This window comes from Halomarina rubra (assembly GCF_023699475.1).
Taxonomy (GTDB): domain Archaea; phylum Halobacteriota; class Halobacteria; order Halobacteriales; family Haloarculaceae; genus Halomarina; species Halomarina rubra.
Genome location: NZ_JALXFV010000001.1, coordinates 140,068 through 160,846, shown reverse-complemented (window position 1 = coordinate 160,846; position 20,779 = coordinate 140,068). Strand labels below are relative to the sequence as shown.

Annotated in this window: 25 protein-coding genes; 14 read left to right on the top strand and 11 right to left on the bottom strand. The window is 69.3% G+C overall.

The genetic code is table 11. The features are described 5' to 3' along the window. Window positions 1-62 precede the first annotated feature (62 nt). On the top strand, window positions 63-2,549 hold the full coding sequence (locus tag M1L36_RS00920; protein WP_250871820.1) for a DNA topoisomerase I: 2,487 nt from the start codon (window positions 63-65) through the stop codon (window positions 2,547-2,549). A gap of 117 nt (window positions 2,550-2,666) precedes the next feature. On the opposite strand, the gene M1L36_RS00915 is transcribed toward M1L36_RS00920, so the two are convergent. Next, window positions 2,667-2,927 carry a hypothetical protein gene (locus M1L36_RS00915; RefSeq protein ID WP_250871819.1) on the bottom strand — a complete coding sequence of 87 codons (261 nt, stop codon included), beginning with the start codon at window positions 2,925-2,927 and terminating at the stop codon, window positions 2,667-2,669. Between the two features lie 119 nt (window positions 2,928-3,046). Further along, window positions 3,047-3,559 carry an ester cyclase gene (locus M1L36_RS00910; protein ID WP_250871818.1) on the bottom strand — a complete coding sequence of 171 codons (513 nt, stop codon included), beginning with the start codon at window positions 3,557-3,559 and terminating at the stop codon, window positions 3,047-3,049. 135 nt (window positions 3,560-3,694) lie between these two features. Here M1L36_RS00910 and M1L36_RS00905 point away from each other — a divergent pair, with 135 nt between their 5' ends. From M1L36_RS00905 to M1L36_RS00875, 7 genes are all read left to right on the top strand, one after another. Then, window positions 3,695-4,411 (top strand): phosphoglycerol geranylgeranyltransferase, encoded by a 717-nt coding sequence (locus M1L36_RS00905; protein ID WP_250871817.1) that lies wholly within the window; start codon window positions 3,695-3,697, stop codon window positions 4,409-4,411. 37 nt (window positions 4,412-4,448) lie between these two features. After that, window positions 4,449-5,084 carry a helix-turn-helix domain-containing protein gene (locus M1L36_RS00900; protein WP_250871816.1) on the top strand — a complete coding sequence of 212 codons (636 nt, stop codon included), beginning with the start codon at window positions 4,449-4,451 and terminating at the stop codon, window positions 5,082-5,084. 39 nt (window positions 5,085-5,123) lie between these two features. Then, complete coding sequence (gene aspS / locus M1L36_RS00895) at window positions 5,124-6,428, top strand: aspartate--tRNA(Asn) ligase (protein WP_250871815.1); 1,305 nt, start codon at window positions 5,124-5,126, stop codon at window positions 6,426-6,428. A 260-nt stretch (window positions 6,429-6,688) separates the two neighbouring features. Continuing rightward, window positions 6,689-7,519, top strand: coding sequence for a bacteriorhodopsin (locus M1L36_RS00890; RefSeq protein WP_250871814.1), 831 nt, complete (start codon window positions 6,689-6,691; stop codon window positions 7,517-7,519). Between the two features lie 125 nt (window positions 7,520-7,644). Beyond that, complete coding sequence (locus M1L36_RS00885) at window positions 7,645-8,262, top strand: pyridoxamine 5'-phosphate oxidase family protein (RefSeq protein WP_250871813.1); 618 nt, start codon at window positions 7,645-7,647, stop codon at window positions 8,260-8,262. 74 nt (window positions 8,263-8,336) lie between these two features. Further along, the gene (locus M1L36_RS00880) at window positions 8,337-9,170 is read left to right on the top strand and encodes a pantoate kinase (RefSeq protein WP_250871812.1); all 834 of its coding nucleotides are present in this window, start codon (window positions 8,337-8,339) and stop codon (window positions 9,168-9,170) included. 63 nt (window positions 9,171-9,233) lie between these two features. Further along, window positions 9,234-9,989 (top strand): 4-phosphopantoate--beta-alanine ligase, encoded by a 756-nt coding sequence (locus M1L36_RS00875; RefSeq protein WP_250871811.1) that lies wholly within the window; start codon window positions 9,234-9,236, stop codon window positions 9,987-9,989. A 3-nt stretch (window positions 9,990-9,992) separates the two neighbouring features. On the opposite strand, the gene M1L36_RS00870 is transcribed toward M1L36_RS00875, so the two are convergent. Next, the gene (locus M1L36_RS00870; RefSeq protein ID WP_250871810.1) at window positions 9,993-10,625 is read right to left on the bottom strand and encodes a hypothetical protein; all 633 of its coding nucleotides are present in this window, start codon (window positions 10,623-10,625) and stop codon (window positions 9,993-9,995) included. A gap of 201 nt (window positions 10,626-10,826) precedes the next feature. On the opposite strand from M1L36_RS00870, the gene M1L36_RS00865 reads away from it, so the two are divergent. Then, the gene (locus tag M1L36_RS00865; RefSeq protein WP_250871809.1) at window positions 10,827-11,750 is read left to right on the top strand and encodes a thiazole biosynthesis protein; all 924 of its coding nucleotides are present in this window, start codon (window positions 10,827-10,829) and stop codon (window positions 11,748-11,750) included. A gap of 72 nt (window positions 11,751-11,822) precedes the next feature. Here the strand turns inward: M1L36_RS00865 and M1L36_RS00860 are convergent, their stop codons facing one another. From M1L36_RS00860 to truD, 7 genes are all read right to left on the bottom strand, one after another. Beyond that, window positions 11,823-12,095, bottom strand: a complete 273-nt coding sequence (locus tag M1L36_RS00860) for a DUF3194 domain-containing protein (protein WP_250871808.1) — start codon at window positions 12,093-12,095, stop codon at window positions 11,823-11,825. A 3-nt stretch (window positions 12,096-12,098) separates the two neighbouring features. Continuing rightward, window positions 12,099-12,503, bottom strand: a complete 405-nt coding sequence (locus tag M1L36_RS00855) for a prefoldin subunit beta (protein ID WP_250871807.1) — start codon at window positions 12,501-12,503, stop codon at window positions 12,099-12,101. A gap of 151 nt (window positions 12,504-12,654) precedes the next feature. Further along, on the bottom strand, window positions 12,655-12,936 hold the full coding sequence (locus M1L36_RS00850) for a KEOPS complex subunit Pcc1 (protein WP_250871806.1): 282 nt from the start codon (window positions 12,934-12,936) through the stop codon (window positions 12,655-12,657). 2 nt (window positions 12,937-12,938) lie between these two features. Continuing rightward, window positions 12,939-13,073 carry a DNA-directed RNA polymerase subunit P gene (locus M1L36_RS00845; protein ID WP_247413635.1) on the bottom strand — a complete coding sequence of 45 codons (135 nt, stop codon included), beginning with the start codon at window positions 13,071-13,073 and terminating at the stop codon, window positions 12,939-12,941. A gap of 23 nt (window positions 13,074-13,096) precedes the next feature. Continuing rightward, window positions 13,097-13,372 carry a 50S ribosomal protein L37ae gene (locus tag M1L36_RS00840; RefSeq protein ID WP_250871805.1) on the bottom strand — a complete coding sequence of 92 codons (276 nt, stop codon included), beginning with the start codon at window positions 13,370-13,372 and terminating at the stop codon, window positions 13,097-13,099. 271 nt (window positions 13,373-13,643) lie between these two features. Next, window positions 13,644-14,366, bottom strand: a complete 723-nt coding sequence (locus M1L36_RS00835) for a DUF2103 domain-containing protein (protein WP_250871804.1) — start codon at window positions 14,364-14,366, stop codon at window positions 13,644-13,646. A gap of 98 nt (window positions 14,367-14,464) precedes the next feature. Beyond that, window positions 14,465-15,850: a tRNA pseudouridine(13) synthase TruD gene (truD, locus tag M1L36_RS00830; RefSeq protein WP_250871803.1), complete on the bottom strand. Its 1,386-nt coding sequence runs from the start codon at window positions 15,848-15,850 to the stop codon at window positions 14,465-14,467. Between the two features lie 168 nt (window positions 15,851-16,018). Between truD and M1L36_RS00825 the strand changes: the two genes are divergently transcribed. Further along, the gene (locus M1L36_RS00825) at window positions 16,019-17,098 is read left to right on the top strand and encodes an NADH:flavin oxidoreductase/NADH oxidase (RefSeq protein ID WP_250871802.1); all 1,080 of its coding nucleotides are present in this window, start codon (window positions 16,019-16,021) and stop codon (window positions 17,096-17,098) included. Between the two features lie 34 nt (window positions 17,099-17,132). Here the strand turns inward: M1L36_RS00825 and pth2 are convergent, their stop codons facing one another. Then, a complete protein-coding gene (pth2, locus tag M1L36_RS00820; RefSeq protein WP_250871801.1) occupies window positions 17,133-17,471 on the bottom strand; it encodes a peptidyl-tRNA hydrolase Pth2 in 339 nt (112 codons plus the stop codon). A 114-nt stretch (window positions 17,472-17,585) separates the two neighbouring features. On the opposite strand from pth2, the gene dcd reads away from it, so the two are divergent. The 4 genes from dcd (at window position 17,586) to M1L36_RS00800 (ending at window position 20,761) form a co-directional block, all read left to right on the top strand. Then, window positions 17,586-18,173, top strand: coding sequence for a dCTP deaminase (gene dcd, locus M1L36_RS00815; protein WP_250871800.1), 588 nt, complete (start codon window positions 17,586-17,588; stop codon window positions 18,171-18,173). Between the two features lie 58 nt (window positions 18,174-18,231). Next, window positions 18,232-19,128, top strand: coding sequence for a thiamine-phosphate synthase family protein (locus M1L36_RS00810; protein ID WP_250871799.1), 897 nt, complete (start codon window positions 18,232-18,234; stop codon window positions 19,126-19,128). Next, window positions 19,125-19,820, top strand: a complete 696-nt coding sequence (locus M1L36_RS00805; RefSeq protein ID WP_250871798.1) for a class I SAM-dependent methyltransferase — start codon at window positions 19,125-19,127, stop codon at window positions 19,818-19,820. Before M1L36_RS00810 ends, M1L36_RS00805 begins: the two co-directional genes overlap by 4 nt. A gap of 89 nt (window positions 19,821-19,909) precedes the next feature. Next, window positions 19,910-20,761, top strand: coding sequence for a LolA-like protein (locus tag M1L36_RS00800; RefSeq protein ID WP_250871797.1), 852 nt, complete (start codon window positions 19,910-19,912; stop codon window positions 20,759-20,761). The last annotated feature ends 18 nt before the right edge of the window (window positions 20,762-20,779 follow it).

Here is a 20,779-nt window from a genome sequence, read left to right as displayed (position 1 = left end):
GGCGAAAACGTTACGTACCGGGTCGGCTTAGCGACCCCAATGACCGAACGAGGTGGGCCGTGGTGGAGCTGATCATCACGGAGAAGGACAACGCGGCGCGGCGCATCGCGGAGATCCTCAGCGAGGGTGGCGCGAGCGTCGACCGACGTAACGGCGTCCCGGTGTACAAGTGGGGCGGCAAGCGCTGTATCGGGCTGTCGGGGCACGTCGTCGGCGTCGACTTCCCTCCGGAGTACAACGACTGGCGGGACGTCCGTCCCGTCGAACTGGTCGACGCGCGGGTCGTCAAGACCGAGACCCAGGAGAACATCGTCGCGGCGCTGCGCTCGCTGGCCCGTGACGCCGACAGCGCCATCGTCGCGACCGACTACGACCGCGAGGGCGAACTCATCGGGAAGGAGGCGTACGAACTCGTCCGCGAGGAGAGCGACGCGCCCATCAAGCGCGTCCGGTTCTCCTCCATCACCGACCGCGAGGTGACCGAGGCGTTCGCGAACCCCGAGGAACTGGACTTCGACCTCGCCGCGTCGGGTGAGGCTCGCCAGATAATCGACCTGATGTGGGGGGCGGCGCTGACGCGCTTCCTCTCGCTGTCGGCGAAACAGCTGGGCAACGACTTCATCTCGGTGGGTCGGGTCCAGTCGCCGACGCTGAAGCTCATCGTCGACCGCGAACGGAAGATCGAGGCGTTCGACCCCGAGGACTACTGGGAGCTGTACGCGAACCTCGCCAAACACGACGAGGACGACGAGCCGTTCGAGGCGCAGTACTTCCTGTACGACGAGGACGACAACGAACAGGACCGCGTCTGGGTCGAGGCCGACGCCGAGAGCGCCTTCGAGCGTCTCCAGGGAGCGAGCGAGGCCCACGTCGAGTCGGTCAACCGCCGCACCCGAACCGACGACCCACCCGCACCGTTCAACACGACGCAGTACATCCGTGCCGCGGGCTCCATCGGCTACTCCGCCCAGCGCGCCATGTCCATCGCCGAGGACCTCTACACGTCGGGGTACATCACCTACCCCCGGACGGACAACACCGTCTACCCCGACGACCTCGACGAGCGCGACCTGCTCGAACGGTTCGCCGAGCACGCCCGCTTCGGCGACGACGCGGCCTCGCTGCTGGAGCGCGACGACATCGAACCGACCAGCGGCGACAAGGAGACCACCGACCACCCGCCTATCCACCCGACCGGCGAGTTCCCGACGGACATCTCCGACGACGAGTGGGACGTCTACGACCTCGTCGTCCGTCGGTTCTTCGCGACCTGCGCCGAACCCGCGAAGTGGGCACACCTCAAGGTCGTCGCCGAGGCGAACGACTGCCTGCTGAAGGCCAACGGCAAGCGTCTCGTCGAGGAGGGGTACCACGCGGTGTACCCGTACCACTCCACGACCGAGAACTACGTCCCCGCCGTCGAGGAGGGCGAGACGCTCGCCGTCTCCGAGGCCCGCCTCGACGCCAAACAGACCCAGCCACCCCGTCGGCGCGGCCAGTCGCGCATCATCGAGACGATGGAGAAGATGGGCATCGGGACGAAGGCGACCCGCCACGGCACGCTCCAGAAGCTCTACGACCGCGGCTACATCGAGGGCGACCCGCCCCGCCCGACCAAGCTGGCGACGGGCGTCGTCGAGGCCGCCGAGCGGTTCGCGGACCTCGTCGTCAGCGAGGAGATGACCGCGCAACTGGAGTCGGACATGAGCGCCATCGCCGAGGGCGAGGCGACGCTCGACGAGGTGACCGACGAGTCCCGCGCCATCCTCAAACGTGTGTTCGAGGACCTCCACGCCTCCCGCGACGAGGTGGGCGACCACCTCCGGAAGGCGCTGAAGGCCGACAAACTGCTCGGCCCGTGTCCCGACTGCGGCGAGGACCTGTTGGTCCGGCGCTCGCGCTACGGGTCGTACTTCGTCGGCTGTGACGGCTACCCCGACTGCGAGTACACGCTACCCCTCCCGAGCAACGGCGAGCCGATGGTGCTCGACGACGAGTGTGCAGACCACGGCCTCCACGAGGTGAAGATGCTCGCCGGCCGGGACACCTACACCCACGGCTGCCCGCTCTGTCGGGCCGAGGAGGCCGACGACGCCGAGGACCGCGTCATCGGCGTCTGTCCGGACTGTGGCGAAGAGCACGACGGGGAGCTCGCCATCAAGACCCTCCGCTCGGGGTCCAGACTGGTCGGCTGTACCCGCTACCCCGACTGCGAGTACTCGCTGCCCCTCCCACGGAAGGGCGACATCGAGGTGACCGACGAGTACTGCGACGAACACGACCTGCCCGAACTCGTCGTCCACAACGGTGACGACCCGTGGGAGTTGGGCTGTCCCATCTGCAACTACGCCGAGTACAGAGAGCGCACCGCGATGCGGAACATCGAGGACCTCGACGGCGTCGGCTCGAAGACCGCCGAGAAACTGGCGGCGGCGGGCATCGAGAGCCTCGACGACCTCCGGGACGCCGAGGCCGACGCCGTCGCGGGCGAGGTCCAGGGCGTCAGCGCCGACCGCATTCGCGAGTGGCAGAGTCAGGCGGCGACCTGAACGGACATCGCTCGCCAGACCCTACGACAGCGTTCGATGGTGGTTTTCGTCGTACACACTCCCGACCGGACCGACGGGAGGAACCGCTCGCTGGACGGTCGACGGGTGGGACGAACACTACCCCTCCAGTTCGGCGTCGAGCGTGAGCCACCAGAGGTGGCCCCGCCCGCGGACCTCGTGGTGGTCGAGGACCCCCGCCTCGACGAGCGCGTCGAGTTCGGGGCGGAGGTCCGCGGCTGGTCGGTCCAACTGTCGGACCAGATACCCCGTGTTCACCACCGGTCGCGGAGCGTCCCGAATCGCCGCGACGAGTCGCTCGGTGAGGTCGTCGCCCGCGTCCGAGCGCGACGGGCGGGTCGACTCGCGTCTCGGAGCCATGTGGGAGGATGGTGCTCGACGACCGTAGCGGTGGTCACTCGACGGGGAGAGCGTCACGAGGACGGGGGAGAACGTGCGGGAGAGTGCAGGCGGGCGAGTCGACGGGGGAGCAGCGACGCTCAGACCAGCGTGCCGACCTTCTCGCGGGCGGCGGCGAGGTACCCTCGACCGAGTTGGCCGGCGAGGTCGGCCCAGTCGAGGTCCAGCCAGGTCTCGGCGACGCGGTCGCCCTCGTAGCGGTGGCGACCCCAGCCGTCGACGCTGATGCGCGCGCCGCTCGGCGGGAGCGGGCCGACCCACCCCGAGTGCGTCGCCTCGAACGTCCAGTCGGTCTCGACCCGGCCGGTCGCGGAGTCGAGGCGGTGGATGTCGAACCGGATGTCGGGGAACGCCCGGAGGAACAGTCCCGACACCCGACGGTAGCCGGTACGGGAGACGGTGCCGAGGAGCGGGAACCCGTGGCCGCGGTAGTCGGCGTGGTAGAGGTCCGGGATGACGCTGGGGTCTTGCTCGTGCCAGACCTCCTCGAAGTCCCGACGGCTCACGCGCTCGATGTCGGGGCGGGCGTCGGAACCGGTGTCGGAACCGGCGTCGGCGGGAACTGGGGGGTCGCCGTCGGCGCAGTGGGACATGTCAACCGCTCCACCGGCACGGGGGATAAGGGTGGGGCCCACAGACGTAGCCCCTCGCGAACGGGAGGCAATACACATAGCCCCGGTGTGTGAACGTGTCGAAGCGGTTTTGTCCGGGCGTTCGGTCCTCCGAGTATGAACGCGTGGAGCGAGTGGGACCACATCGTGAAGGTGGACCCGGACAAGACGCTGTACGAGGACGAGACGTTCGAGGACGTGGCGGCGACCGGGACGGACGCTATCATGGTCGGCGGGACTCTCGGGATGACCGAGGAGAAGATGGCCGAGTACGTCGAGGGCTGTATCGAGGGCACCCGCGGCCACGACATCCCGGTGTACATCGAACCGAGCAGCGCGGGCGTCGTCGTCCACCCCGACGGTCTGGACGGCTACCTCGTCCCCATCGTCTTCAACGCGGGCGACATCGCGTGGGTGACCGGCGCGCACAAGGAGTGGGTCCGCATGGACGGCGACATCCAGTGGGACGTCACCCACACCGAGGCGTACATCGTGCTCAACGAGGAGGCCTCCGTCGCGGAGTACACGCAGGCCGACTGCACCCTCGACGCCGCGGACGTCGCCGCCTACGCGGAGGTCGCAGAGCAGATGTTCGGCCAGGACATCGTCTACGTGGAGTACTCGGGGACGCTCGGCGACCCGGAGATAGTCGGCGCGGCCCACGACGCACTCGACGAGGCGACGCTGTTCTACGGTGGGGGCGTCCACGACTACGACTCGGCGTTCGAGATGGGCCAGCACTCGGACGTCGTCGTCGTCGGCGACCTCGTCCACGACGCGGGTTGTGCGGCCGTCAGAGAGACCGTCGAGGGCGTGACAGCCGCGAACAACTAACCCGACAATATATACACCTTGCTCACGCAGGGTGCTTATGTCACTCATCGCCGCACACCGCGTCCAGTCGCCTGCGTTGGCGATGGCCGACACGCTCGCGGCGAGCGACGTGAGCGTGTCGTTGGAACGAGCGAGACAGACGACTGCCGGTCAGTCACGGCTTCACTTCTGGGCCAACGGCGTCGACCTCGACGGGTTCGAGCGACGACTCCAGTCCGACGGCACCGTCTCGGGGGTGGTTCGACTCGACGACGACGGGGCCGGGGACCGACTGTACAGCGCGCAGGTCGAGACTCGGGCGACGCTGACGGCCGCGAGCGAGGAGTCCGACGCCACCTGGCTCACCCTCCAGTACGACGACGACTGGTGGCACACCGAGTCCCGGTTCCCCGACCAGGACGCGCTCGACAGCTACCGGACGTGGCTCACCGAGCGCGACGCCGCCGTCCACCTCGACAACGTCTACGTCGAGGACGACGACGACGAGGGGCCGAACCTCACCCGACGCCAGCGCGAGACCGTCGTCCTCGCGCTAGAGAAGGGCTACTTCGAGGTCCCGCGGAAGGCGACGCTCGCGGACCTCGCCGTCGAGTTCGACGTGAGCGAACAGGCCATCAGCCAGCGCCTCCGTCGGGCGTACTCGCGACTGGTCGCCGGGAACTACGGGAAGTAAATCCGACCCACTTTAGCCGCTCGACCGACACGCTGGCGTATGGACGACCGAACGTACACAGCGGACGCCGAACCGGGCGACCACGTCACCGTCGCCGGCTGGGCACACGAGATCCGCGACCTCGGCGGCATCGCTTTCCTCATCGTACGCGACAAGACCGGCAAGATTCAGGTCAAGTTCGCGAAAGACGAGATGGACGAAGACCTCGTCGAGACGGGCACGAACGTCTCGCGAGAGTCCGTCGTGCAGGTCACCGGTGCGGTCGAGGAGGAGCCACGCGCCCCCACGGGCGTCGAAGTCGTCCCCGAGAGCGTCGAGGTCGTCGCACCCGCCGACCCCGAACTCCCCCTCGACCCCTCCGGGAAGGTCGACGCCGAACTCCCGACGCGACTCGACAACCGCACCCTCGACCTGCGCCGTGACGAGCCGAAGGCCATCTTCGAGATTCGCGCGACCGTCCTCGAAGCGGTCCGCGACTACTTCCGCTCGCAGAACGCGACGGAGATCAACACGCCGAAGATCGTCGCCACCGGCACCGAGGGCGGCACCGAACTGTTCCCCATCACGTACTTCGGCGAGGAGGCGTTCATGAACCAGTCGCCACAGCTGTTCAAACAGCTGATGGTCGGCTCCGGACTGGAGCGCGTCTTCGAAATCGGCCCTATCTTCCGTGCCGAGGAGCACAACACGCCGCGACACCTCAACGAGGCGACCTCCATCGACTTCGAGAGCGCGTTCACCGACCACCAGGGCGCGATGGACGTCTGTGAGGGCGCGCTGAAGGCGGCCTACGCGGCCGTCGCCGAGGAGTGCGCCGACGAACTGGAGACGCTCGGTCTCGCCGACGAGTTCGAGGTGCCCGAGGAGGACTTCCCGCGGCTCTCCTACGAGGAGGCCATCGAGCGCGTCAACGCGACGGGCGAACTCGACGAACAGCTCGTGTTCGGCGACGACCTCTCGACGGAGGCCGAGAAGGCGCTCGGAGCCGACGTCGGCGGTCACTACTTCATCACCGACTGGCCCAGCGAGGTCAAGCCGTTCTACATCAAGGACCACGACGACGACGAGTCCCTCTCGACGGGCTTCGACATGATGCACCCGGACATGGAACTCGTCTCGGGCGGCCAGCGTGAACACCGCTACGACGAACTCGTCGCCGGGTTCGAACAGCAGGGTCTCGACCCCGAGGCGTTCGAGTACTACACGAAGATGTTCCGCTACGGCATGCCGCCCCACGCCGGCTTCGGCCTCGGTGGCGAGCGCCTCGTCATGACGATGCTCGGACTCGACAACATCCGGGAGGCTGTGTTGTTCCCACGCGACCGACAGCGGCTCTCGCCGTGAGGCGAGGCCGCTGTCCGAGGGTGGGGACAGGGAGTGAAGCGTAGCGAAGCGACCGTGTTCCCGCGAGACCGGCAGCGGTTGTCGCCGTAAGCGACACCGCAAGCGTCGAGCGGGAACGGCGAGCAGTTCACTACGAGTCAGTTCCCGCGAGACCGAATCACTCGCTTTACCCGCCGAGACAGTCCGTGAGCCCGGAGAGCGGCGAATCCTGCCTGCATGTTGTCGATGCTACAAGTACGAGCGGCACCTCTGTGAACTATATGGTCGTGCAAACTGGCTTCGCTGCGAGCGTCGCGACACTACAGGCCGACGACCTCGTCGGAGAGGCGCTCTCGGACCCGCTGCTCGCCGGATCGCTCTGGGTGAACGTCGCGCTGATGGGGTTCGCGCTGCTCGCGTTCACCTACATGGGTCGGACCGTCACCGACGAGTACGCCAAGCTCATCGTCGTCGCTACCATCGCCATCCCGGCGGTGTCCATCGCGAGCTATCTGGCGCTCATCAGCGGGTTGACCGTCGGTGTCGTCGACATCCCCGGGCGCGGGGAGTTGGTGACGCTGTGGGGTCGCTACCTGACGTGGACGTTCTCGACGCCGCTCATCCTCGCAGCGCTCGGGTTGCTGGCGGGGACGAACTTCACGAAGCTGTTCACGGCCGTCGTCTTCGACGTCGCGATGTGCGTGACGGGGTTGGCGGCGGCGATGACCTCCCAAGCGCTCTGGCTCCGCTGGGTGTGGTTCGCACTCTCGACGGCGTTCTTCCTCGTCGTGCTCGCCGTCATCCTGGGGTCGTGGTCGCGCGACGTCGAGAGCCAGGACGCCGCCGTCCAGCGGTTGTTCGGCCGGCTGAAGTACCTGACCGTCGTGTTGTGGGTCGGCTACCCCGTCGTCTGGGCCATCGGTACCGAGGGGCTGGCGCTGTTCGGAACGGGCATCGCGGGCCTCGCGGTGACGTCGTGGCTCTACAGCCTCCTCGACGTGGGCGCGAAGTTCGTGTTCGCGTTCCTGCTCGTGCGGTTCCTCGCCGTCGAGCAACCGACGGTGACCCGGCAGGGCCTCGGGAGCGAGGGCGCGAAACCCGCCGACGACTGAGTCGACCGCTCTGGCGGCGCGACCCGGCACTGCGAGTCGCGGTGACGGGGTGCTGGACGGCCCACGGAGCCCCGGAAATTCGGAGAATCAGAACGGGTTTGCCACGTGCGCACGAACGGACGGTCATGTCGGACCGACGGGACCGACCCGGCAGTACGGGGGAACACGACCTGCAACGGGAGTTGGGGACCGAAGCACGTGCCGACGGGTTCTACGAGCGGTCGATGCACGAGGCGCTCACGCCACGGATGCAACGGTTCCTCGCCGACCGTATCATGTTCTTCTTGGGGACGGCCGACGCCGAGGGCCACACCGACTGTTCGCCGCGGCTCGGGCCGCGCGGGTTCGTCAACGTCCTCGACGACACAACCGTCGCCTACCCGGAGTACCGGGGCAACGGCGTCCACGCCTCGCTGGGCAACGTCCGGGAGAACCCCAGCGCCAGCCTGACGTTCGTCGACTGGTGGGACACGACTGTCGGCCTCCACGTCAACGGCGAGGCGACGCTCCACGAGGACCTGCCGGGGGCCATCGACCCCGCAGACACCGACCGCCAGAAGCTGTGGGTCCGCGTCGACGTCGAGGAAGCGTACGTCCACTGCGCGAAACACCTGCCCCGACTCGCCATCGAGGAGTTCGACCCGCCGTGGGGGACCGACGACGAGACCGCGAAACTGACCGGCTTCTTCACGGACGACGAGGCGGACGCCCCCGACGACGACCCGACGTCCGACACCGACTGACCTGACGGCGAGACGACCTTCGGGTGCGGGACGGATTGTAACGTTTTAGTGCGCGACGGGCCGACTCCGGGCAGATGACACCGCGCGCGTTCGTCCCCGGCCACGTCACCGGCTTCTTCAGCGTCCACCCCGACGACGACCCGGTCGTCGCGGGCTCTCGGGGCGCGGGCCTCGCCCTCTCCGACGGCGTCACCGTCACGGCCGACCCGGTCGCCTCCGCCGACCAGCGCGCCGTCGAGTTGAACGGCGAGACCGTCGAGATGCCAGCGGTGACTGGCGTCCTCAACCGTCTCGACGCCCACGCCCGGGTCGTCGCCGACACCGACCTCCCCCTCAGCGCCGGCTTCGGCGTCTCGGGAGCGTGCGCGCTCGGGACCGCGCTCTCGCTCGACGCGGCGACCGCCGGTGGCCACACCGAGCGCGAACTCGTCGCCATCGCCCACGCCAGCGAGGTCGAGGCCGGTACCGGCCTCGGCGACGTGGTCGGGCAGGCCCGGGGCGGGCTGCCCGTCCGTCTCGAACCGGGCGCGCCGCCACACGGCTACCTCGACGGCCTCCCCGCCCGGCCCGCCGTCGAGTACGTCACCTTCGGTGGCCTCGACACCGCCGCGGTCATCGGCGGCGACACCGAGACGCTCTCGCGGGCCGGCGAGGAGGCACTCGCGACGCTCCGCGAGACCCCGACCGTCGAGACGTTCATGCGGGCGGCGCGCCGGTTCTCCCGCGAAGCGAGCCTCCAGACCGACGAGGTCCGGACGGCCATCGAAGCCGTCGAGGCGGCCGGCGGCGAGGCGGCGATGGCGATGCTCGGCCAGACCGTGTTCGCGCTCGACGACGGCCTCTCGCGGGCGGGCTACGACGCCCGCTCGTGTCGAGTGACCGACGGTGCGGCGCTGGTCGGGGAGTGAGTCGCCGCGACGACGAACACGACACAACGTACCGCTTTTCCCCGGACCCGCCAACCGTCGGCCATGAGCGACATCGACGTCCCGGAGAGCCACCCCCGGTACGAGTCCCTCCTGACGCGCCACCGCATCGAGGAGGGCGTCGAGAAGGGCATCACCAGCAGACAGGGTCTCATCGCGCAGGGCCGCGGCGAGGCGTTCGACTACCTGCTCGGTGAACGCACGACCGAGAGCGCCGACGACGCCGCCCGTGCCGCGGCCGCCCACCTCCTGCTCGCCGGCCACCCCGTGCTCTCGGTCAACGGGAACGTCGCCGCGCTCTGTCCCGGCGAACTCGTCGAACTCGCCGAGGTGGTCGACGCCGACCTCGAAGTGAACCTGTTCAACCGTACCGACGAGCGGATGCGCGCCATCGTCGAGCACCTCCGCGAGCACGGTGCCGAGGACGTGAAGGGCCTCACCGCCGACGGGCGCATCCCCGGCATCGACCACGAGCGAGCGAAGGTCGACGCCGACGGCATCGGCTCGGCCGACGTCGTGCTCGTCCCGCTGGAGGACGGCGACCGGGCGGAGGCGCTCGGGGCGATGGGGAAGGTGGAACTGGTCGTCGACCTCAACCCGCTCTCGCGGTCGGCACAGGTCGCGACGGTCCCCATCGTCGACAACGTGATTCGGGCGGTGCCGAACGTGACGCGCCACGCCCGCGACCTCGCGGACGCGAGCGAGGAGGAACTGCGCGACGTCGTCGAGGCGTTCGACGCCGACGCGACCCTGGCCGACGCGGAGCGGGCGATTCGTGGTGGCGTCGACGAAGAGGCATGAGCGTCAGTCGACGATGCGCGGGGAGACGTTCGGTCGGCCGTCCACACCCCGTGCCCGCCGGTCGGCGACGAACGGGTCCAGGTAGCGGGCGACCTCGGTCCCTTCGAGTTCGTGGTAGACGGCGTACAGTAGCTCTCGGCCCCGGCGGTAGGCCGCGGACTCGACGCGATAGGGGAGTCCCTCGGGGAACTGCTCGCCGTCGTGGTCGGCGAGCCACGACCGAGCGAGTCTGACGCCCTTCTCCGCGTCGTACCCCCGGCCGGCGTAGTGTTCCAGCGGGTGGGTCACCCACGAGTACTCCCAGTGGGCGTAGACGTCGACCGCGCCGCCGTCGACGGCGTGGAGGACGACGTGGAGTTGCCAGTCGGCGAGGAGGGAGTCACGCCACACCCACGACCCCTCGGCGGTGTTGCCGTCGAGACGGACCTTCAGCGCCGAAATCGGGTTCCGCGAGAAGCCGAGTTCCTCGTCGAGCACTCGCTCCAGGTCGGCCTCCGAGCAGTGGACCGTCATCACGTACTCCTCTTCGGTCGTGTGGGTCACCGCGTAGCCGTCGACCGTCCCGGCGAGCAGATGGTGAATCCTCGGCCAGACGCGTCGCCGAACGGCGTTGACGAAGTCCTGCCTGAACCCCATTGTCCGTCCGACCGGACAGTCCCCGTCACCATCAGCGTTCGTGTCGCGGCCGTGTGACCCGCGAAGAGCGGTCGGTCGTCGTCACGCCCCGTTACCCGTCCCCTCGCCCGAGACTCGTCCCCTCGCTCGCTGCTCGGACACAGTCCCTTCGACCGAACGGTACCGCAACCGCTAAATCACTGAGTAATATTACCTAGTCGTATGCCCGAGTTCGAAGGCTTCAGTCCGGTCGACGAGGCAGACGTGACCCGCGCCATCGCCGGCGCGTGGTCCGCGGAGTTCGAAGAACGCATCGACACCGACGTCATCGTCGTCGGCGGCGGCCCGTCGGGGCTGATGGCGGCGACCGAGTTGGCCGACCGCGGCGTCGACGTCACCGTCGTCGAGAAGAACAACTACCTCGGCGGCGGGTTCTGGCTGGGCGGGTTCCTGATGAACAAGGTGACCGTCCGCGCGCCCGCTCAGACGGTTCTCGACGACCTGGGCGTTCCGTACGACCCCGTCGAGGACGTCGAGGGACTGTACGTCGCGAGCGGCCCTCACGCGTGCTCGGCGCTCATCGAGCGCGCATGTGCGGCGGGCGTCGCCATCCAGAACATGACCGAGTTCACCGACGTCGTCGTCCGCGAGGACGACCGCGTGGGCGGCATCGTGATGAACTGGACGCCGGTTCACGCCCTCCCTCGGGAGTTGACCTGCGTCGACCCCGTCGCCGTCGAGTCCGACGTCGTCGTCGACGCGACGGGCCACGAGGCGCTGGTCGTCTCGAAACTCGACGAACGCGGTGCGCTCGACGCCCCCGGTATCGCGGCCGCCCGCGACCGTGGCACCGTCATGGACGCCAGCGGCGACGACGAGTACGGTGCCCCCGGTCACGACTCGCCGGGCCACGGTTCGATGTGGGTCGGTCGGAGCGAGGACGCCGTCGTCGAACACACCGGCGTCGTCCACGACGGCGTCGTCGCGACGGGGATGGCCGTCGCCACCGCCCACGGCCTCCCGCGGATGGGGCCGACGTTCGGCGCGATGTTGCTCTCGGGGAAGGTCGGCGCACAGGCCGTCATCGACGAGTTGGGCGTCGACGCCGACCCCGTTCCGACGACACCCACGCCGGCCGACGACTGACGGCGGCCCCTCGTCGCGAGCACGTCGCTCGCGGTGGAGACGAACGGGAGAGAGAATCGGCCCGCGGACGACTCAGTTCGCGTCGGCGTCGGCCTCGGCTTCGGCGAACAGGTCGTCGACCGCGCTGCGTGCCGCGAGCGCCGCTTCGTCGGCGACCGCTTCGGCGTCGCCGGGCGCGTCGAGGTAGACGTCGACCGACAGCGTGCCGTCCTCGAAGTGGACGGTCACGTCGACGTCACGCACCTCGCTCTGTTTGTACCGGGAGAGGACGACGCCCTCCGCGGCGTCGCTGGCCGTCTGGACGACCTCCTCGTCGGTCGGTTCTCGGTCTGCTTCCGTCGGCATCGCTCAGTCGCCGCCGGGACCGCCCATGCCGGGGCCGCCGGGACCCTGCGGGCCGCCCGCGCCGCCGCCCTGGAGCATCTCCTGCAGTTCCTGCTGGAGCTCCTCGAAACGCTCCTGGACGCGCTCTTCCTGCTTGTTCAGCGTCTCGACGCGAATCTCGAGGCTGTCGACCTTCTCCTCGAGGTCGTCCTTGGCGTTGTCGTAGTCGGTCTGGACGAGCAGTTCGCCGACCTCCTGGTACATCGTCGTGTCCTCGTCGATCTCCTCGAACTGGTCGAGAGCGGCCTCGGACTCCGCGAGCGTCGAGTCGGCCTGCTGTTTCTGCATCGCGACGTTCTGGGCCGTCTCCTGCAGGTCCTGCAGTTCCTCGATCTTCTCCTGCGCTTCCGGCGGCAGATTTCCTTGCATGTCCGGTCACTCGCCTTCCAGAGTGAAAAAGGGCCGCTATTCGGCTCGTCGACCGGACGACACGATTTTCCGACGGACGCGGCGTGACACCCCGAGACCGGTCCCGTCACGATTCGCTGGCCTCGGAGCTTCGTTCTGCAACGTCCCGAGACTACGGCTCACTGGCCTCGGAGCTTCGCTCCGAGACCTCCACCAGCGTACACCACGTGTTCAGGCCCGCTCGCAGGGCGACGAGGTCCTCGGCCGCCACGTCGACGGTGAGCACCGTCCCCGCTCGCGAGACGGTCGCGCTGGTTCGGTCGCCCTCGATGTCGTCGACCTCCTGACGGACGCTCCGCTCGACGATTTCGGCCGTTCGGCTGTCGGGGTAGGTGAACGTGAGAACGACGCTGTGTGGCGGGTCGGCGTGGCCGTCACCCCGACCGGCGGTCACGGCTACTCGACCTGGACTTCCTTCACGTCGCGGCTACGCTCTTTGAGGAGCACGCGGTGCCCACAGTACGGACACCGGACGCCGCCGTACTCGTCCAGTTCGACGTCACGCTTGCATCGAGAACACTTGTAGCTCATAGCTGGTGTAGGGGGTCGGGGGGTTACTCGCTGTCGGACAGCGCGGCGCGGATGGAGCGTCGGACCTGACGGCCACCGGGCGTCTCGGGGCGGTACGTACCGCCGGCGAACGTGTAGTCACAGCGGCCACACGCCCAGATGCCCGTGCCCTTGCGGTCGACGGCGTCCGACCCGCAGTCGGGGCAGGTGTGGTCGTCGTGCATGTCCGATTCGATCTCCGCGACGCGACGGCGAGCGACGCGGCCGTAGCGAGCGCCAAAGCGACCGGCAGAGCCGACCGTTCCTTTCTTCTTGGCCATGATACGTGTCGCTACCTTCGACACAGGTATAAATCCGTTGAGTCGCCGCTAGGATTCGTCTGTGGCGTGTGATTCGGTGTCGTGGTCATCGGAATCGTTCGGAACGACGAGAACCCGAAAGCCCCCAGACGGTCGACTCGCGCGGCTCGCTGCGCGCCTCGTCGCTCACTTCGTTCGCTCCTTCGGTGCTTGCGTCGCCCTGCTTCGCCGACCGTCCGGCCCCTTTCAGTCCCACCCGTGGTGTCCGTGGAATCGAGCGTCGTGTGGTGGTTCAGTCGTCCTGCAGGCCCTCCTCGCGGAGGGCCTGGTCGAGGTCGTCGCGGATGCGTTCACCCATCTCGCGGTCGCTGGCGGTGGTGACGACGCGATTCTCTTGGACGCTGGAGCCGTCACGGATGAGCAGTCGGACGTTCCCGTGTTCGTCGGCGCGGGTGGCCTTGGCGCGGACGCCCGAGCGAGAACCGGAGCCACCGGCGTCGATGGGACCGGGGATGAGCTTCTTCACGTGGGGGTGGGCAGCGGCCGTCTCGATAGCGCGGCGGCCGTCGCGGTTCCCGATGAGCGTGCTGTGGGAGCCGCCCAGTTTCTCGTGGGGCGATTTGTCGACGGTCTCGAGGGCGGGTTCGCCACGGCGTTCGACGACGGCCTCGACCGGGTCCTCGCCCTCGACGCGGTAGAACGGGTAGTGCGCCTGGGCGCGGACCGCCGAGAGCACGTCGCGCTCGCCGGTCGCGTACACCTCCTCGGGGCGCTTGCGGTGGATCTCGTCGGCGACCAACCCCGCGAAGTTCCGCAGTTCCGTGCCTTCGAGGTCGCCGGTCTCGGGGGTGGTGGTGACCGTCCGGTCGGAGACGACGTCGTCGTCGAACAGCGCGACGACGCGCGCCCGGTCGCGGTCGAGGTCGAGGACGACGGTGTCGGCGTTGGCGGTTCGACAGACCAGACAGAAGTCTCCCGGTCTGTCGAGGTCGCTCGCGCACTGCCGACACGTCATTGTCGGACGGTGGAGTGTACGCGGGATAAGGCGGACGGTTCGGGCGAACGGCGTGAGCGAGAGCCGACGACCGACGAGAGCGACGAGTTTCGTGCCGCTCAGGAGAGCGTCTCGGGGTCGGCCTTGAGGAACTCCCGGAGGACGACCGTCGCGTAGGACCCGGAGGGGAGTCCGAAGGTGAACCGGAGGGTCTCGGGGTCGGCGTCCCCGTCGGCACGGTCGTCTGCCGTCGCCTCGACGCTCAGGTCGGTCCGCAGGCGAATCGCGCGACGCGTCCCGGTCGACTCGAAGCCGTGGGGGTTCGCGAAGTCCCCCGGTTCGAGGCCGGCGTCGGCGAGGACCGACCGCTCGATATCGCCCGGTTCCTCGTCGCCCAACTCGGTCTCGGTGCCGACCAGCGGCGCGGTGACGAACGCCCGCCCACGCTCGCAGTGGCGGGTGACCGTTCGGACCCGGCGCTGGTCGACGCGCTGGAGACGGTCGGTGTCGGGGCGGCCCTCGTCGTCGGCGAAACAGACCACGTCGCCGGCGACTGGGCGGTCGAACGGCAGCCCTCGCTCCAGCCGTTCCGAGCAGATACGGTTGAACAGGAACGACTGCGCGGCGTTGACGAACAGTCGCTGGAGGTTCGAGGGGGCAGTCTCCAGCGCCTCGCGGAAGTCCTCGGGCGAGTCGTCGCCCTCCACGAGTCGGTGACACATGGCGCGTTCGTAGCCCAGCCGTTTCGGCAGGCGGTCGAGCGCGCCCTGCCAGTCGCGGGTCTCCTCGACGTACCGCCGGGCCTCCCGCGTCGACTCGGGTTCGCGTTCGCTGGGGTTGCCGACGTACGCCAGCACCGCCCCCTCGTAGTCCTCGCGGACGATGGCGAGACCGACCTCGTGGGTGACCGGTCGTTTCGACCCGAAGCGCTGGTGGCCGAAGTAGTTCGGGACGCAGACCGACGCCTCCAGCGGGAGCGAGTCGAGAGGTGGTGCTTCGTCGTCACCACCGGCGCAGAACGCAGCGAGTTGCGTCGCGATTTCGGAGACGTCGTCGGGGCGTTCGACGTCGCGGACGACCAGTTCGAACTCGTTGCCCCGGAGGTCGCCGAACAGCACGGGCCGGCCGGTCCGCCCCAGTACCTCGACGTCGGCGTCCGAGAGGTCGGGGAGGTCGTTCTCGTCGCTCCGGACCGAGAACAGTTGGGTCGTGACGGCGCGTTTGTCCTTCGTCCCCGCCCACGAGAGGCGTTCGCGGCTCATCCCGAGTTTGTCCGAGAGCGCGCTGGCGAAGTCGTTCGTGTCCCAGTTGTAGAGCGTCGCGCGGAAGACGAGGTGGCCGTACGACCCCGGGTCGGCGTCGACGGGTTCGACGTCGACGGCCTCCAACTCGCGGACCCGGAAGTCCTCGGGGCGGGCGCGCAGGCGGCCGCCGATGCCGTCGGCGTCGCTGACGTAGTGGTCCATCCCGACGGCGCGCTCGACGGGGTGACCGGGACGGGTCATCGACCACCCTCACGGCCCTGACGCGAACTCGAAATCATACCCGGCGTACTCGGGGGGCTGGTAAGGGACTGTCCATCGCGGAGGGCCGTCGTATCGGTTCGCCGACGAGACCCGGAAGGGCTGCCGATTCCGACGCGCCTTTTCTACCGACGCCCGGAGGGACAGTCGATGGACCTGTTCACGCCCCTGACGCTGCGGGGCACCGAGATGCGGAACCGCGTGATGGTGTCGCCGATGTGCCAGTACTCCTGTGACCTCGACGGGCAGGCGACCGACTGGCACCTCGTCCACCTCGGCTCGCTGGCGAGGGGTGGAGCGGGCATCGTCATGACCGAGGCCGCGGCCGTGAACCCCGAGGGACGCATCTCGCCACACGACCTCGGCATCTGGAATCGAGAGCACGCAGAGGCGCTCGCGCCCGTCACCGAGTTCGTCCACGAGCAGGGTGCGACGTCGGCCATCCAGCTCGCCCACGCCGGGCGGAAGGCCTCGACGCACCGCCCGTTCGCTGACGAGTCCGGGCCCGTCCGCGACGAGACCGGCTGGACGCCCGTCGGCCCGACCGACGAGCCGTACCCCCACGACGACCCGCACGACGTGGAGGCACTCGACCAGGGCGGTATCGAGCAGGTCATCGAGGACTTCCGGCGGGCCGCAGAGCTGTCGCTGGAGGCCGGCTTCGATATCGCCGAGGTCCACGGCGCACACGGCTACCTGCTCCACGAGTTCTACTCGCCGGTGACCAACACCCGCGAGGACGACTACGGCGGTGACTACGACGGCCGCACGCGCCTCATCCGCGAAGTGACCGCCGCGGTCCGGGAGGTGTGGCCCGACGACAAACCCGTCTTCGTCCGTCTCTCGGCGACCGACTGGCTCCCCGACCGCGAGTCGTGGACCGTCGACGACACTGTCCGCCTCTCGCAGGACCTCGAAGAGGCCGGCGCGGACCTCGTCGACGTGAGCGGCGGCGGCATCCACCCCGACCAGCAGGTGCCACAGACGGGCGCACACTACCAGGTGCCCTACGCCGAGCGCGTCAAACACGAGGCGGACGTCCCATCGGGTGCGGTCGGGAAGATCACGACGCCACAGGGAGCCGACGAGGTCATCCGCAACGAGCGCGCGGACCTCGCCATCCTCGCTCGCGAGCACCTCAACGACCCGCACTTCACGCTCCACGCCGCCGAGGAGTTGGACCGGATGGACGCCGTCGACGTACCCGACCAGTACGGCCGGGGGTTCTGAGAACCGCGGCCGACCCGCGAGGCGGCGTGCCGTCTCAGAACAGCGAGAGGTCGCCGGTGACCTTGTCGACGAGCGACTCCTGGGCGGGGCCGACCGCGAGCGTCGTCACGGTGCCGGGGTCGAGTTGGGTGTGGCCCGCGTCGCGGATGACCGCGTGGGGGAGGCCCTCGCGACGGGCCTGTTCGGCGAGTTCGAACACCTGTGACTCGCCGCTGGCCTTGAGGACGATCTTCTTCTGGCCGCCCGATTTCCACGCCCGCTGGGCGTCCGGTCCGGCGTTCTCGTAGGCGGAGAGCGAGGCGTGGGCGACCTGCGCGGCGAGTTTGCCGGTGCCCATCCCGATGTCCGTGCGGGCGACGATGGCCTGTTTCATACCCGAGGCTGGGTGAGACGGGTCAAAGCGCTGGCGACTCGGCCGACGACCCCCCGCCGCCCCGCCGCCCGCGCGACCGGGAGGTTTTACCCGCTGTCGGTCGCTCGTACCCGCATGATACTGTCGGACACGGACATCCTCCGGCGACTGGAGGCGGGCGACCTCGTCGTCGAACCGCTGGACGACCCCGACTTACAGGTCCAGCCGGCGAGCGTCGACGTTCGCCTGGGCCGGGAGTTCCTGGAGTTCCAGCGCGCCAACATCCCGTGTATCCACCCCAATCGCGAGACGGAGGTCGACGACTACGTCACCGAGACGATAGTCGAGGAGGGGGGAGAGTTCATCCTGCATCCCGGGGACTTCGTGCTCGGGACGACCCACGAGCGTGTCGAGGTGCCCTCGGACCTCGTCGCACAGGTCGAGGGACGCTCCTCGCTGGGGCGACTCGCCGTCGTCGTCCACGCCACCGCCGGGTTCATCGACCCCGGGTTCCGGGGCCACGTCACGCTCGAACTGTCGAACCTCGGGACCGCGCCCGTCGCCCTCTCGCCGGGGATGCGCGTCTCGCAGTTGGTGTTCACCGAGTTGACCTCCCCCGCGGCGCGCCCCTACGGCAGCGGCCGCGGGTCGAAGTACCAGGACCAGGCCGGCCCGCAGGCGTCCCGAATTCGTGGGGACCGGGAGTTCGGAGGCGACCAGTGATGGTCACCGCGGACCACACCCGGCGAGCGAGTCGACCGGTGCGTGACGAGGCCCCGGTATGAAGTTCATCGAGGAGGTCGTCGTCGACGAGTTCCTGCCGACGTTCCGCTCGATGCTCGCCGAGGACCTCCGGGGGCGCGGACTGACCCAGAGCGAGGTCGCCGGGTTGCTGGGCATCTCTCAGAGCGCCGTCTCGAAGTACGCCCACGGCGACGTCGAGCGCAACGACCGCGTGCTCGCCGACGAACGCGTCGTGTCGCTCGTCGAACGCCTCGGTGAGGGCCTCGCGACCGGCGAGATGACGTCCGTCCAGGCGCTCGCGGACGCCGAGGTGCTCGTCCGGCGACTCGAACGCGGCGACCTGCTGGCGACGCTCCACGAGGAGGCGATGCCCGCACTCGCCGCCTACGACGGCTCGTTCTCCATCCACGACGCCGACAGCGACCTCCGAGCGGCCGAGCGCGCGCTGTCGTCCGTGCGCCGGGGGCTCCGCGTCCTGGAGAACACCAGCGGGTTCGCCACGCTCATCCCCGCCGTCGGGTCGAACCTGGTGATGTGTCTCCCCGAGGCCGGCGGTATCGACGACGTGGCCGGCGTTCCGGGGCGCATCCTCGACGTGAAGGGGCGGGCGACGGTCCCGGGCGACCCGGAGTTCGGCGTGAGCGAACACGTCGCCCGTGTGCTGCTCGCCGCCCGCGAACACGGTGCCAGCGCCCGAGCGGCGCTCAACGTCCGCTACGACGAGGCGATCGTCGAGGCGCTCGACGCCGAGGGGCTGACGACCGTCGCGTTCGACCCCGAGGCCTCGCTGGACGACGCCATCGCGACGGCGCTCGCGGACGGCACCGACCCCGACGTGCTGTACCAGTCGGGTGCGTTCGGCATCGAACCGGTCGTCTACGTCCTCGGCGACGACGCGGCGTCGGCCGCCGAGCGCGTCCGGAGGCTGGTGTGAGCGACCCCGACGGCGGCCGTGACGACCCCGTCCAGGAGTTCTACGGTCGGTACGCCGCGCTGTACGACGCCATCGCGACCGCACCCGGGGTGGCGGAGTGGCGACGGACCGCCGCCGACGCGCTCGACCTCTCGGCGGGCGACACCGTGGTCGAGATGGGCTGTGGGACGGGCGCGAACCTCCCGTTCCTCCGCGAGCGGGTCGGCCCCGACGGGCGGGTGCTCGGCATCGACCTCACGCGGCCGCTACTCGGCCGGGCACGTGACCGTGTCGAACGCCACGGCTGGTCGAACGTCGCCGTCGTCCAGGCCGACGCCACCGCGCCACCGGTCGCCTGTGCCGACGCCGTCCTGGGGTCGTTCGTCGTCGGGATGCTCCCGGACCCCGCCGAGACGGTCGCCGACTGGTGTGCGCTCACCGAGGGGCGAGTCGCCCTCCTCGACGGGACGAGCAGCGACCACCCCGTCGGCGCGTTGGCGAACCCGCTGTTCGGTGCCTTCGTCGGTGCGGGCGCACCCGCCGACTCGCTCGGGGACTCCGCCCGGCAGGCGCTCGGCGGCGGCGAGGCTCGGACCGGTCTCGACCGGAAGGTCCGAGCGGCCCGCAGCGCGCTCGCCGACCGGACGTTCGACCGCCGGTACGACGAGCACGCCCTCGGGTTCGTCAGCGTCCTCAGCGGGACGGTCCGGTAGTCGGTCGCCGCGACGAAAGAGCAGACCGCCCTCCAGTGGTCGACTCACCGTCACGGAATCCTTAACCCGACGCGCAGACACGTCGGACCATGCGCCGTCTTCTCCCCCTCTTCCTCGCCGCGCTGGTAGTCCTCGCCGGGTGCAACGGCCTCGGCCTCCCGGGCGGGGCGGACGACACGACCGTCGCGCCGAACGCCACCGCCACCGGCACGCCGGCACCTCCCGGCGAGAACGTCACCGCTCAGAGCGTCAAGAACGAGACGCTCGCGACGCTCGACGAGGTGACGACGTACCGCCTCGCCGTCGACCAGCGCACCGACTACGTCGCGCGCAACGAGTCCGAGAACACGACCGCGACGGGTCGGTTCAACCGGACGGTCCGTGACGCCGCCCTCGTCAACAACGTCTCGGCCAGCGGCGTCTCGCTCACCGTCGAGACGTACGTCGACGGCGAGAACCAGACGCTGTACCAGTACAGTCCCGCCTACGCTCAGGACTTCGACTCCAACTGGCTCAGGAGCGACGTCTCGGGGAACTTCTCGGCGACCTGGGAGCAGTACGACACGCTCGCTCGCCAGCGCGCCCTGTTGAACGCCTCGAACGTCACCCTCGAGGGGACGGAGCGGCTGAACGGCACCGACGTCTACGTCCTGAACGGGACCGTCGAGGAGAGCGAGTACGAACGACTCGGTCTCCGCTCGGCGGGCGTGCTCAACGTCTCGACCGTCTCGGCGACGTTCTACGTGAGCGTCGCGAACGCGACGCTCGTCCGTTCGCAGGTCGACCTGGCGGGAACCCGGCAGGCACGCGGCGAGTCGTTCGAGTTCGAGCGGTCGGTCGACCTCCGCTTCAGCGGCTACGGCGACCCGGTGACCGTCGACATCCCCGACGACGCCGACGACGCGGTTCGGGTGGACAACGGAACCGCGGCGAGCAGGTGAGGGCGTCCGGCGAGTGCG

What these genes read in the sequence shown, in the direction of transcription:
- M1L36_RS00915 (WP_250871819.1), bottom strand. Translation starts at nt 2,927, where the DNA reads ATGGCTCCGAGACGCGAGTCGACCCGCCCGTCGCGCTCGGACGCGGGC.
- M1L36_RS00910 (WP_250871818.1), bottom strand. Translation starts at nt 3,559, where the DNA reads ATGTCCCACTGCGCCGACGGCGACCCCCCAGTTCCCGCCGACGCCGGT.
- M1L36_RS00905 (WP_250871817.1), top strand. Translation starts at nt 3,695, where the DNA reads ATGAACGCGTGGAGCGAGTGGGACCACATCGTGAAGGTGGACCCGGAC.
- M1L36_RS00900 (WP_250871816.1), top strand. Translation starts at nt 4,449, where the DNA reads ATGTCACTCATCGCCGCACACCGCGTCCAGTCGCCTGCGTTGGCGATG.
- aspS (WP_250871815.1), top strand. Translation starts at nt 5,124, where the DNA reads ATGGACGACCGAACGTACACAGCGGACGCCGAACCGGGCGACCACGTC.
- M1L36_RS00890 (WP_250871814.1), top strand. Translation starts at nt 6,689, where the DNA reads ATGGTCGTGCAAACTGGCTTCGCTGCGAGCGTCGCGACACTACAGGCC.
- M1L36_RS00885 (WP_250871813.1), top strand. Translation starts at nt 7,645, where the DNA reads ATGTCGGACCGACGGGACCGACCCGGCAGTACGGGGGAACACGACCTG.
- M1L36_RS00880 (WP_250871812.1), top strand. Translation starts at nt 8,337, where the DNA reads ATGACACCGCGCGCGTTCGTCCCCGGCCACGTCACCGGCTTCTTCAGC.
- M1L36_RS00875 (WP_250871811.1), top strand. Translation starts at nt 9,234, where the DNA reads ATGAGCGACATCGACGTCCCGGAGAGCCACCCCCGGTACGAGTCCCTC.
- M1L36_RS00870 (WP_250871810.1), bottom strand. Translation starts at nt 10,625, where the DNA reads ATGGGGTTCAGGCAGGACTTCGTCAACGCCGTTCGGCGACGCGTCTGG.
- M1L36_RS00865 (WP_250871809.1), top strand. Translation starts at nt 10,827, where the DNA reads ATGCCCGAGTTCGAAGGCTTCAGTCCGGTCGACGAGGCAGACGTGACC.
- M1L36_RS00860 (WP_250871808.1), bottom strand. Translation starts at nt 12,095, where the DNA reads ATGCCGACGGAAGCAGACCGAGAACCGACCGACGAGGAGGTCGTCCAG.
- M1L36_RS00855 (WP_250871807.1), bottom strand. Translation starts at nt 12,503, where the DNA reads ATGCAAGGAAATCTGCCGCCGGAAGCGCAGGAGAAGATCGAGGAACTG.
- M1L36_RS00845 (WP_247413635.1), bottom strand. Translation starts at nt 13,073, where the DNA reads ATGAGCTACAAGTGTTCTCGATGCAAGCGTGACGTCGAACTGGACGAG.
- M1L36_RS00840 (WP_250871805.1), bottom strand. Translation starts at nt 13,372, where the DNA reads ATGGCCAAGAAGAAAGGAACGGTCGGCTCTGCCGGTCGCTTTGGCGCT.
- M1L36_RS00835 (WP_250871804.1), bottom strand. Translation starts at nt 14,366, where the DNA reads ATGACGTGTCGGCAGTGCGCGAGCGACCTCGACAGACCGGGAGACTTC.
- truD (WP_250871803.1), bottom strand. Translation starts at nt 15,850, where the DNA reads ATGACCCGTCCCGGTCACCCCGTCGAGCGCGCCGTCGGGATGGACCAC.
- M1L36_RS00825 (WP_250871802.1), top strand. Translation starts at nt 16,019, where the DNA reads ATGGACCTGTTCACGCCCCTGACGCTGCGGGGCACCGAGATGCGGAAC.
- pth2 (WP_250871801.1), bottom strand. Translation starts at nt 17,471, where the DNA reads ATGAAACAGGCCATCGTCGCCCGCACGGACATCGGGATGGGCACCGGC.
- dcd (WP_250871800.1), top strand. Translation starts at nt 17,586, where the DNA reads ATGATACTGTCGGACACGGACATCCTCCGGCGACTGGAGGCGGGCGAC.
- M1L36_RS00810 (WP_250871799.1), top strand. Translation starts at nt 18,232, where the DNA reads ATGAAGTTCATCGAGGAGGTCGTCGTCGACGAGTTCCTGCCGACGTTC.
- M1L36_RS00800 (WP_250871797.1), top strand. Translation starts at nt 19,910, where the DNA reads ATGCGCCGTCTTCTCCCCCTCTTCCTCGCCGCGCTGGTAGTCCTCGCC.